We start from the raw sequence: 12,607 nt of genomic DNA, 5'->3' as shown, positions 1-12,607 counted from the left end.
TTTTCTCTTGAAAGAAAAGTAATCAAAAGTTCAAGGCTGCACCTGCCTCGCTACTCCGCATCCTACGTTCGCTGTCGCCTCCGAACTCGCTACGCTCAAACAGCGGATGCTCCGGGCGCTCACTACGGCTGCTGCGCTTAACGCTCGCCAGCTGAGGCCTTTCATAGAGCGCTTTGCGCTCTCTTGGGATGGCCGATACTGTCTGTTATCTTGCTGCCCTGTGTCAAGCACAGGGACTCGAGCCTGTCTTCCCGTGCTTGACACGGGATCACCAAAGTAACAGGCGGTATTGGCAATACTAAGAGGAAGCAAAGCTTCCTTGGAAAGGCCTCAGCGGGTGAGCGTCCGCGAAGGAGAAAGACGGAGCGTCCGGAGGCTGCGCTGTTTGAGCGTAGCGAGTTCGCAGACGACAGCGTAGTCTTTCGCCGTAGCAGCGAAGCCGGTGCAGCCTTGATCTTTTGACTACTTTTCCATCAAGGGAAAAGTAGTTTATCCTTTTCTTTGATAAACCCATTGCGATAAGCATACAACAGCTTCTCCAAGTCATGTATCTGCCGTTGCAGGTCGGCGCCTTTGTCCGTATCTTTTACCATTTGACGGTGAGAGCTCAGTTCTACTACGATCGTGGTGGAACGGATGTCGCGGCCCTCTTTGATCGCCTGGTCGGTCGACAGGAACGGTTCGTGCTGTACCAACTGGAAACCGCGGGAGTGATAGACCAGCGTATAGCCCGCAATACCCGTTTCCGGATGATAGGCTTTCGAGAACCCGCCATCGATCACCAACAATTTACCATTGGCTTTGATCGGATTCTCCCCCTGAATGGAACGGACAGGCACATGCCCGTTGATGATATGGCGGTGTACGCCTGTCACGCCGAACTCATCCAACAGCATATCACAGATCTTTTCTTCTTCGCGAAGGGTATAATAAGCTCCTTTCTCTTCCTTCTGCACGCTCTTATCGTCGATAAAACAACGTTCGAAGGTCGCCATCTTGCTTTTGTCGAACAAAGGAGAGTCTTTTCCTCCCCAGAGATACCAGATGTAATCCAGGGCAAAATCCTTTTCCGGTGAGTCTTCCGAATCGAAATAAGCCGTACGGATCAACTGATCTACTTTATCGAGCAAGCTCTTCCCTTTATATTCCTGCCCTTCGATACGGATACTTTTCAATGTCCCGTCGGCATTCATCGGAACAGACGCATGAAACAGCAGGTTGGAATTGCAGACCTGGTACATGCTACCGTGCCTGAACAGGCAACGCATATGTTTCTTCAATTTCTCGCTGCATTCGAACGAATGTTGGATACGGCGAATCAGGTCTTCCTCCTCGATAGACAAGGCATAGGGATCTTTCGGATTGATAGTCGGCCAGTTCTTGTCTTTCAACTCGTACTCTTTCCCATCCAGCGTGATGGTTCCACGCTTCAGGTCGATAAGATGCAATAACAGGCGGTCGTCCATCTCAAACTCAGGGCGGCGGCGGATGATCTCCCCTTCCAGCTTAAACTGTATCACCGTTATGGCTTTATGCATCTGCGAGATCAGGCGGATCGTCTTTTCATCGAATGTCGAGTCGGACGCATTGGTCTTCGGCATGAACAGGTCGCAGGGATCATCGCCATACACATCCATCGCGAAGGTGGCCAAAGGAAGCAGGTTGATACCATAGCCATCCTCGAGTGTCGCCAGGTTACCGAAACGCAGGCACATACGGATCACATTGGCAATGCTTCCCAGGTTACCGGAGGCCGCTCCCATCCACAGCACATCGTGATTACCCCACTGTATATCGAAATGGTGATAGTCGCAAAGCGTATCCATGATGATATGAGCACCCGGGCCACGGTCGTAGATATCGCCGATAACGTGCAACAGGTCGATGGTGAGTCGTTGTATCAGGTTACACATAGCGATAATGAAATCGTTGGCACGCCCGGTGGAAATAATCGTCCGGATGATCTGGTCGACATAAGCAGACTTATTCGGTTCGACCGACGACTCGTGCAACAACTCCTGGATAATATAGGAGAACTCTTTCGGTAAGGCCTTACGTACTTTCGAGCGCGTATATTTCGACGATACATTCCGGCAGACGCGCACCAGCTGATTCAGTGTGATCAGATACCAGTCGTCCAAGTCCGGTTCCTTGGTTCGAACCAGCTCCAGTTTCTGTTCGGGATAGTAGATCAACGTGCATAACTCTTTCTTTTCAAAGTCACGCAAGGTGTTGCTGAATATCTCATTCACTTTACGCTTGATCGCGCCGGAAGCATTCTTCAAGACATGGTTAAAGGCCTGGTATTCCCCGTGGATATCGGACAGGAAATGCTCCGTTCCCTTCGGAAGATTCAGGATAGCCTCCAGGTTGATGATTTCGGTACTCGCATCAGCGATAGTAGGGAAACTACGTGCCAGCAATTGCAGATAGCGCAGGTCACCAAACACATATTCGGGTGTTATATCTTTCGTCATAAAATGTTTACTGTCTTTTTCCGTGCAAATATAAGCAAATACGGGGAGACAACCCTTCTCAAAAGCATTATTTACGGGAGGTCACCCGATCATATACGAACAACAGGAACGCAGTTCCCACCCCGATAGCCAGTATGACCATTCCCAGACGGGATGGATCATACAGTTCCCAAAGAAGGTTTGTCAATGCCTGGGGCGTCAGATCTACCTGCCGGGCCACCTCTTCGAAGTAGGCATTGTTGGAAAGTCCGTCGGGTATTTGCAGTCCTTTTTCCGCAGCAAATTTCTGAACAAGCATCACCTTATCCGACATCTGCTGATAGACGACACCGGAGATAAAACCGGCCAGCACGTTCCCCAGAAAAACGGGGATGAAAGAGTATCCCATATAAAGTGCTTTCTTATCCGCAGGGGCAATACGTCCGATATATTCCGTGATCTTCGGCGAACCGGCCATCTCTCCCACCGAAAATATCAGGATAGCAACCATCGTAAACAAGACATTCTGCGACACGATAGTCAACGACATACCGATCGAACAAACCAGAAAGCCCGACATCATCGAGCGTAGCGGTTGCATCTTCATCACGATACTCGACACCAATACCTGGAAGGTGATGATATAAAGTGCATCGATATTCGTCACGAACTCCGCATCCATCACGCCCGGCCCTGCACTGTAATGTTTACTGATAAACGGGACGTAGGCATGAAAGAAGTTATACAATACACTGGTATCCACCCACTGAGAAATAAAAACCGGAAGGGTGAAGAAGAGCTGGTTATACATCGTCCAGAAACCGGCTACAATCAACAGGAAGAGGATGAATTTGACATCCTTAAGTATACTTCCCATATTGCGGAAAATCACTTCGAACGTCTTCAATAAGGAGTCGGTACTTCTTTTCCCGTCTTCACGCCCCGGCTCCTTATAGAAAAACAACAGAATAAAATTCAAGGCGATGACTCCGGCGGAGACATAAAAGATAAGATGTGAAGAGCCTTTGAACAACAGAGTGACCATCGGCCCGAAAAAGGCTCCGATATTCACCATCATATAAAAGATCCCGAAGCCGATCGAGGCAGTCTCATTCGTCGTAGTCTTCGATATCGTAGCCGAAATAACCGGTTTGAAAAGGGCCGCTCCTACGGCGAGGTAAAGGTACATGATAAAGACCCCGGTAAAGGTCGTGAACATCGGAAGGAGGATAAATGCGGATGTATAGATCAGGAATGCCAGATAGAGCACTTTCTTATAGCCGTAGCGGTCGGCAATAGCTCCCGTCAATACAGGCAGAAAATATAAGATACCGGTTCCTACTCCCATCAGAAGGCCCTTCTGGCTTTGTGAGAATTCCAGTCCCCCGGCATCCGACGACCCGGTTAAATAGTTGGCAAACAGCATAAAGAAACCGTACCACGCCCAGCGTTCAAGCAGTTCGATCAGATTAGCCACCCAGAATGTGCGTGGAAAGTTAGCAAAGACACCCATAGTAATTGTTTTTCAGAATATAAGTGTCGTAAAGATAATAAAATTACTTTTCTAAAACGAAAGCCCCAGCAGGAAATCCTGTCGGGGCTTTGTTTTGTCTGTTGTTGCTCTTCACAGAGATCGAACAGAAGAACTTTATTTCATTACTTTAGTATTAATATCTACCGCTTATTCGCCTGTCGCAGGGTAATTGGGGTAGGGGCGGTTCGCGAACCGCCCCTACGACACGCGGTAAACAATTTAGAATTATTTGATTATAAATAAGTCCTTATTTTACGATTGCTTTTACAGCGGCTTCGCCTTCTACGGCTACTACTACTACACCGGCAGGTGCAGAGATCTTAGCTTCGTTAGAAGAAATTACTGCGTTAGCAACTGTCTGGCCAAGTACGTTGCTGATTACAACTTTCTTGCCTTCAGCACCCTTGATGATAACTGCACCGTCTGTTGCTACAACATTGATTGAAGATACTGTTACGTCTTCGTTTGCTACAGGATTACCTTTGAAGTTTTCTTCCATGTTGAATACTTCACCGTTAGTGTAGCTGTTTGTTACAACAACTGTACCGTTTACCCAACGCAGGTAACCTTCGTTATGAGCAGATTCATTGAATGCTTTTAAATCAGCTGCATTATAATTCTTAGACTGAGTCTGGATCTTGAATGAACCAGCGTTGTTGTCTACATAACGGAATGCGAACTTAGCTACATTGAATGCAGGATCAGTCATACCTAATTTAACAACTTCACCACCCTTGCGAGTAATATATAATGTATCGTTAGTATGAATACCTTCTACGAATGACAACTTAGCCAGGTTTTCGTCTGCTTCAACCATATTGATATATGGGTTGTTGTGCAGGTGATCCTGTTTGTAAGCATAAGCTGTGTCGATCAGGTTGATCAGGAAGCGACCTTTTACAACAGCCGGATTTTCTTTTGCGTCAGCGCAAGGGCCACCATGTTCTTCTCTCCAAGCATCTGTATTATGTTCAGGATTGTAAGGACAGTAAACTGAATTTTCTTTATCTACGTTTACAGCCAACAGATACTGATAGCAAGTGTTAGCAACACCATTTACTGTACGGTTTACATAAGCTGTATCAACGAACAGAGCAGGATTAGCACCAGTTACACTGTTATTTACATTCAGGAAGCTCAAAGTTTTGCCGTCTACAACAGATTTAGCATCTGCTTTTTCGAACAATACTTCTGTAGGATATTCTTCACGGTAAATTCTTACTGTGTCACCCCATGCAGCAACTACCTTACGGTATTCCGGAGCTTCGATAGGATCAACAACCATCAGAGAGTTAGCATCGTCTGAATAAGTTGCTACATTTTCCCATGTACCTTTGTTTGCACTGTTTTTCAGGTATACTTTGTTAGTACCGTTAATAGCAGCTACAGGAACAACATTACCGTCTGTATATGTATTATTAAGAGCCAGAGTTACATAGTTATATGTATTACCCGGTTTCTTCTTCAATGCAAAGAACTGAGCTCCACGAGGAGTAATCTTATTATCCTTATCGCAAATGTAATATTCAAGATTAACTTCATCATTCATCTTTACATATTCGCGATTTCCTCTGTTCTGGAATACATACGGAAGAACTGCCAATGTACTCTTTGCTTCAGTTGTAAGACCTGTTGTTGCATTATAAGTATACAATTTACTATCTACTAATACAGAGTCGATCTGTGTATTGTAATCTGCAGCAACTTTCTTGATCAATTCTACGTTCCACTGAGTAGCTTCTTCCTGATTTACAGTAGCACCAATCTGGTGAGTGCCATGATTTTCTGCCCAATAAGCAGGAACGTCACCGTCTGCATTGCGACGAGACTGACCCAGGTAGAAAGTTGAGTTTTTCAATACTTGATCTGCATATACTGCGTAACCATCAGTATTAGTAACAGAAGCAACAGGAGTGATTGTGATCAGGTCACCATCTTCAATACCATTACTTGAACCACCAACGATAGTAGCTTCATAACCACCTTCAACAACACGCAAAGAAGAAAGAGTAACTGCAATAGCTGTATTTTCACGGTTTGTCAAAACCAAGTTACCACCAACGATGCTCGGAGCCCACATTGTAGAAGGATCTTCAGCTACAAAGTCTACAGCTTTTACGAAATCATCTTCAACAGCAGCGCCAGCAACATCATATCTCAAACCTAACACGCCGTTAATTTTGTATGCGTTATTCTGATCTTCTTGACCAGTCTTCACATAGTTAACCTTAACAAACTGACCAGTCAGTAAAGTCTTGAAGTCAACAGTGTTTGTTGCACCTAAAGCTGTTCCAGCCCAGTTAGCAGCATTTAAACCTAAGTTTGCAGGATCAAGAGCTGTCAATACATTAGTTCCGTTTGATACGTTAACATACAAACGCTGTCCACCAGCAACTGTTACTTCTACTGCTTTAGTTCCATTATCGGCAGCTTTGATTATAAAAGTAAGATTAGTTGTCTTACCGTCAGTAATAAGCTTTTCTGCAGCTGTTGCATCCACTAGCTTAAAACCACCCTTAACAGCATTGGTACTATTCATTGTTTCATCAAAAACAAGGTACTTATCACCTTTTTTCAAAGCGTATGATTGATCTGCTCCAACAGCGGGAAAAGTAGTAGCAGCCTTCACCGCAGTCACTTTACCGGCAAATAACTCTGCACCCGTAAGAGCTTTATCTCCATAAGTAACAGCTACGCTAAAGCCATCTTTCAGTTCCTTATTCAAATCTTCACCTTTAGCAGCAGTAGTAAATGCCGTTTCTACCGGTGAAAACAAAGCAGCAGAAGCTATGTTAACAGAATAATCTGCATCAGAACTAGCTGAAAGAGACAGATTTGTACCATCAGATTCTACATAAGCAACCTTTCCATCAGTAGCTTTTACAGCCAATGCAAAGAAAGTTCCGTTGATTGATTTAGCACCATTGTTCTTTACAGGAACAACTTCGAAATTAGAGAAACCACCTACACTAAGTACATTTCCATCCTGATTTTTAATCTGACCGTCTACGGCTACAGACCAATAAAAAGATGTTGCATTACTATATGCATCACCCTTAAATGCGGCATCATAAGTTAAAAACTTATCGGCAGCAGCTGCTGTCGCTGCATCCTGAATAAGATACAAACGAGAGTCGTTTGCAAATGTAGACAACAACTGTCCTTCAACACCGGCAGTTGCATCCCAACCATCCTGAGCGTCAAGGTCTGTTTCTACAGCTGCCACAGTAGCACGAGTAGAAACTACAGCTGTAGGAGCTGTAAACATTGGAGCTGCTGTACCTGCGAATGCTGAAAAAGCTGATGCAAATAACAAGCTGGCTACAAGCGTAGAAAACTTTTTGTTCATAATCAATAAATTTAATATTAATAATAGTGTTATAAAAACCTGTTCACAGCCTATTCCCGATAGGCCAGCTAGTAGTAATGACTAGCTAAAACGTTCCTTTTTTCTAGTCATTTTTTACGGTACGTTTTGATTTCATACCGGAAAGAGAGAATTTCGTACTTAATTTGCTATTACGTTGATAAGAAAGAATATAGAAAAGGAAAAAATCTTGGGGAAGCTATTGCCAGTTCAAAAGAATGTAGTAATTTTGATGACTAGAAAAAAGGAACGATTTTTATAGTCAGTCACTTTTCTCACTCTAAGCGTTATAAATCAATAGATACATAGTCATTTTGACCGCCTGTCCCGGAAGGTAGGAATATAGTGCCTTATATATTAATGTACGCATGCGTACATTATATTATTAGTTGCCTGGACGAAAAAAAGCAAGGTTTTTACAGAAACAATTGTTAATAGAGCTAAAATGGGCTATATTTACCCTTGCTAAAGACTTTCCGAAGGCGCTTTTGTTTCATCTTCCACATCATTTTATTAGCATATATTATGTCAATGCAGTATCATATATTGTGATACTACAATGCCATATATTATGACAATAGAATTTCATAATATATGAGAATGGCGGCATCTCCCAAGGAAATGTCGCCAAACACATAACATCCTGTAAATCAATACTTATCCAAGATCATAATACTCCTGATACTCGTCATACCGGGGTTCGGTAGAAATATCGTGGGCAAGAAAGAGTTTTTTGATATAGGCCTGCTCTTTCGGTCTGATCAGGCGTCGCTTCTGTTTACAACGGTAATAAGTGCTGCGTCCCAGGTGGGCTATGATCTGCGATTTGATTGCCTCCGCTTTTCGCAGGGGTAGGTCATCGTACAGCCAGGTGATACCTTTGGCAAACTTTTGGGGTTCATCCAGTACAAAGAACGGGCACTCTTTATCACCGAGCGCATCGAGGTAACCCGGGTTAAGAATATATATTCCCCCACGCTCCTTCGGGACATGAAGAGCCATCTGGCGGCGTAAACATTTATCACCATGCGGACATTGCTCGCGGAAGCAATTGGCAAAAGAAGCAGGAAAATCATTATAGTTGAAATCTGGTTTCATAATGCGTATAAGTTTATTGGTTGCTTATAAGACAAAGATACCTATTTATATGAGCTTCTGTACTAAATATTTCCGGAATTTATCAGTATCTTCGCCTTCAAATAGTGCAATAGCCATGAGAAAACTAATCTTCCTTATCATCTTTCTGAATACACTGTCTTACGCTTTCCCTATCTACTTCAAACATATCGGGACGAAAGAGGGGCTCTCGCAATTATCGGTCATGTCTATTTACCAGGATGAGCTGGGGCGGATGTGGTTCGGGACGGAAGAAGGATTAAGTGTTTTCGACGGTGTTCATGTGACCGCATACAAGCCGACACTGGCGAATGAGGATGAGAAAGATTTTCCGGTAGGAAACCATATTGATTTTATAACCGGTGACAACCAGGGGAATATTTATTTCAATTCGGACAACTCGTTAGTGCAATATAATCTTCATTCACAGAAGTTCTCCTGCCTGAAAAAATCGAGGGTCAATGCAGTGGCTTTCGGAGACGGACAGCTTTGGATTGGCGTTGGCGACTCTATTTTTATCCGGGATAACGAAACAGAGGAGCTGCAATTCCGCTTCAAGCTGGAATACACCTATCAGCATGCCACCTGCATCACGATCGACAGCCGGAAACGGTGCTGGATCGGGACGAACAGCGGATTATATATGCAGGAGGGCGACACGCTCCCCGCTTGTATCATTCCGAATGAAGATATCTACGCCGTATTCGAGGACTCGCACGAAAACCTATGGATCTCGGCACGTATGAACGGACTTTACAAAAGAGAACCTTCGGGACATTTCAAACGTTACCGCTATGACGCACAGAAACCGGATAATATTTCCGACAACCAGGTGAGAGGTATCGTGGAAGATAACTTCGGAAACCTGTGGATCGGAACATTCACCGGGCTTAACAAATATAACCCGCATGACGACAGTTTCCAGGTCTATACCCGCGACCTCCTGCCCGGCAGCCTGACTCATTCGTCCGTATTTCCTGTTTATAAAGACCATCAGGGAAGCATCTGGCTGGGGACTTATTACGGAGGTGTACACTATTTCAACCCGGAAATGGACTTGTTTACCGTGTATACGGCCGACAGCTCAAGGAAAGATTGTCTCAGCTTTCCTTTCGTCGGGCACATGACAGAAGATAAAGACAATAATATCTGGATCTGCACCGAAGGGGGCGGCCTCAACCTCTTCGACAGGAAAACAAAGACCTTCTCCTATTTCATGGCCGATCCCAACAAGAATTCCATTGCTCATAACAACTTGAAAGATATTGCTTACAGCGAGAAGCACAATAAGTTGTACATCGGGACGCATACCGGGGGATTATCCATCTTCGACCTTTCCCGGAAACGGTTCCGCAATCCTTATTTCGAAGACCCCTCGTATGCAGTAAAGGCGGGCGACCGGATCAACCAGATGCGTATCTGGAAAGACAAATACCTGGTATTCATGACCCAATGGGGCAATGCGATGATGGATCTCGACACCGAGCAGATCAGCCCGATATTCAGTAGCGGGAAGAGCTACGGAAATCATTGTTTCCTGATAGACTCGCAGGATTATATCTGGATCACGACCGGATATACGCTTTACAGGATCAAAATGGACAACGAGCAAGACCAGCGCGTGTTCCGTTGTGGGCAGGACGGGCTCGGTAAACAATCGATATCCGCGATTTACGAAGATAAGGAAGGACGTATTTTCTTCGGGACACAGGGATCGGGGTTGTATAAATTCGATGAAAAGAACAATACGTTCAAAGGTTATACGACCGACAACAGTTTGATACTAAGCGATTATTGTTATGATATAAAAGAGTCGACACAAGGTTATCTGATTCTCTCGGGTGATAAGGGGATCTCTTTCTTCGATCCCGGGCAGGAACAATTCAAAGTGGTGGAGCTGGGCACTGCCCTGCCGGTTTCAGGTATCAATAAAGGGTGCGGACTGCTGGTCTGCAAGAACGGCGAGATCTTTGTCGGGGGCATAGACGGGCTTAGTACGTTCTTCGAACAAGATTTGTTCCGCCCAGCCAAAGATTACCGGTTACACTTCTCCGACCTGTATATCAACAACGAGATCGTACAGCCGGGCGACCGGACACATATCTTGCCGGAGGCGCTATCCTACACTCCGGAAATAAATCTGAGCCATAACCAGAACAACCTGATCGTCACGTTCTACTCGAACAATTATATCAACACACTGAAAGAAACGGCCTACGAATATATGCTGGAAGGTTTCGACGATAAATGGATCGGCAACAACGACAACAGCATCCAGTACACCAACCTCAGTCCGGGAAAATATACATTGATCGTACGCGAGAAGCAATACGATCCCAAGGTTGAACCGCAAACGATCCGGATGGGCGTCGTTATCCATTCGCCGTTCTACGCGACTCCGCTCTTCTACCTCTTGTATGTATTGGTAGGTGGCGGACTGATCTACGGTTTCTTTCGTTTCAAACAGTCGCAGTTGCTGCTCCGTACATCGCTGGAGTTCGAACGGAAAGAGAAAGACAGGATCGAAGAATTGAACCAGGCGAAGCTGCAATTCTTCTCCAACATCTCGCACGAGTTCCGGACGCCGCTCACACTGATCATATCTCAGATCGAACTGTTGTTGCAAAGTAGTTCGCTGGCGCCTTCCACCTACAACAAACTGTTGAAAATATACAGAAACACCCATAACATGCGGACATTGATCAGCGAACTGCTTGACTTCCGCAAACTGGAACAGGGGCACGTGAAGCTGAAAGTATACGAACAGAACATCATCCCGTTCCTGAAAGAGATCTATCTCTCTTTTTATGAATATGCCTCCGGCCGTTCAGTGACGTATAACTTCACAACCCAGGAGGAAAGTATCTTGTGCTGGTTCGATCCGAAGCAGATGCAAAAGGTCTTTTACAACTTACTGTCGAATGCGTTCAAATATTCCAAACCGGGGGCTGCGATCGAAATGGTGGTCGAGGAAAACGAACAGGCCATCATCATCAAAATTATCGACAACGGTATCGGTATCGGCAAAGAGGATATCGACAAGATATTCGACCGCTTTTATCAGGCCGGCAGTAACACGTCCGGTCTGACACAACCCAGTACGGGGATCGGCTTATCGTTGACCAAAAGTATCGTGGAACTGCATCACGGTAAGATACAGGTGGAAAGTACGCCGGGCTACGGAAGTATATTCATCGTTCATTTGCCCAAAGGACGGGCTCATTTCAAAGAAGATGAATGTAAGTTTGTCGAACCCGAAAATGAAGGGATGCGGAACGAAATACTTCCGGAGACCATCATAAAGGAACTTCCCGAAGAAACATCCGAATTATCTCTTATAGAAACAGGTGCAACCTATACTGTTTTATTGGTAGACGATAATGAAGAATTACTCCAGATACTGAACTCTCTCTTCTCGCCGGTCTACAACGTCCTATTGGCCCGCAACGGCAAAGAGGGATTGGAGAAGGCTCGTAGCGAAAGGCCGGATATTATCGTGAGCGATATCATGATGCCGGAAATGTCGGGTACGGAGATGTGCCTGAAGATCAAAAATGATTTCGATATCTGCCATATACCGGTGATCCTGCTTACGGCACTCGGTTCTGCGGAACAAAGTATCGAAGGTCTGCAGCGTGGTGCGGACGATTATATCAGTAAACCGTTCAATGCCCGTGTACTGCTTGCCCGTTGCAACAACCTGGTGCGCAACCGCATTATCCTGCAAAAGAAATTCAACGAACAAAGGGACTTCGACACGCAATCGCTCGCCAGCAATCCGATCGACCAGAAGTTTATGGATGCAGTCAACAAGATCATCGAAGAGAACATGGACAATATGGAGTTCGATATGAATACGCTGGCTAAAGAACTGGGACTGAGTCGCAGCTCGCTGTATGCTAAATTCAAGGCCCTCACCGGTATGACTCCGAATGATTTTGTTCTCAGTTGCAAGCTGAAACGGGCGGCAACCTTGCTGATCACCCGGCAGGACCTGCAAATCGCAGAGATCTCCGACCTGTTAGGCTTTGGCTCTCCCCGTTATTTCACTCGTTGCTTCAAGGCACAATTCGATACGACACCGGCGGAATATAAGAAGCGGCAGGCATCCGATAACGGATAGGCAGCGAAAAA

5 protein-coding genes are annotated in these 12,607 nt (G+C 45.2%); 1 reads left to right on the top strand and 4 read right to left on the bottom strand.

Going from position 1 to position 12,607, the window contains the following annotated elements; translation table 11 throughout:
• Window positions 1–473: 473 nt before the first annotated feature.
• The 4 genes from BQ7394_RS03330 to BQ7394_RS03315 all read right to left on the bottom strand — a co-directional run bounded on the left by BQ7394_RS03330 (window position 474) and on the right by BQ7394_RS03315 (window position 8,455).
• Entirely contained in the window at window positions 474–2,477 is a 2,004-nt protein-coding gene (locus BQ7394_RS03330; RefSeq protein ID WP_075556073.1) for a fructose-1,6-bisphosphatase, read from the bottom strand.
• A gap of 67 nt (window positions 2,478–2,544) precedes the next feature.
• On the bottom strand, window positions 2,545–3,969 hold the full coding sequence (locus tag BQ7394_RS03325) for an MFS transporter (protein ID WP_075556072.1): 1,425 nt from the start codon (window positions 3,967–3,969) through the stop codon (window positions 2,545–2,547).
• Window positions 3,970–4,237: 268 nt separating this feature from the next.
• Window positions 4,238–7,339, bottom strand: coding sequence for a DUF6383 domain-containing protein (locus tag BQ7394_RS03320; protein ID WP_139317673.1), 3,102 nt, complete (start codon window positions 7,337–7,339; stop codon window positions 4,238–4,240).
• Between the two features lie 675 nt (window positions 7,340–8,014).
• Window positions 8,015–8,455, bottom strand: coding sequence for a DUF6078 family protein (locus BQ7394_RS03315; protein WP_075556070.1), 441 nt, complete (start codon window positions 8,453–8,455; stop codon window positions 8,015–8,017).
• 115 nt (window positions 8,456–8,570) lie between these two features.
• Between BQ7394_RS03315 and BQ7394_RS03310 the strand changes: the two genes are divergently transcribed.
• Window positions 8,571–12,596: a hybrid sensor histidine kinase/response regulator transcription factor gene (locus BQ7394_RS03310; protein WP_075556846.1), complete on the top strand. Its 4,026-nt coding sequence runs from the start codon at window positions 8,571–8,573 to the stop codon at window positions 12,594–12,596.
• Window positions 12,597–12,607 lie beyond the last annotated feature (11 nt).

The sequence above is a fragment of the Parabacteroides timonensis genome, assembly GCF_900128505.1.
GTDB classification, from domain to species: domain Bacteria; phylum Bacteroidota; class Bacteroidia; order Bacteroidales; family Tannerellaceae; genus Parabacteroides; species Parabacteroides timonensis.
This window is presented reverse-complemented; position numbering and strand designations above follow the sequence as displayed.

Excerpts from the sequence above, each read along its gene's own strand:
- BQ7394_RS03330 (WP_075556073.1), bottom strand. The coding sequence starts at position 2,477 with ATGACGAAAGATATAACACCCGAATATGTGTTTGGTGACCTGCGCTAT.
- BQ7394_RS03325 (WP_075556072.1), bottom strand. The coding sequence starts at position 3,969 with ATGGGTGTCTTTGCTAACTTTCCACGCACATTCTGGGTGGCTAATCTG.
- BQ7394_RS03320 (WP_139317673.1), bottom strand. The coding sequence starts at position 7,339 with ATGAACAAAAAGTTTTCTACGCTTGTAGCCAGCTTGTTATTTGCATCA.
- BQ7394_RS03315 (WP_075556070.1), bottom strand. The coding sequence starts at position 8,455 with ATGAAACCAGATTTCAACTATAATGATTTTCCTGCTTCTTTTGCCAAT.
- BQ7394_RS03310 (WP_075556846.1), top strand. The coding sequence starts at position 8,571 with ATGAGAAAACTAATCTTCCTTATCATCTTTCTGAATACACTGTCTTAC.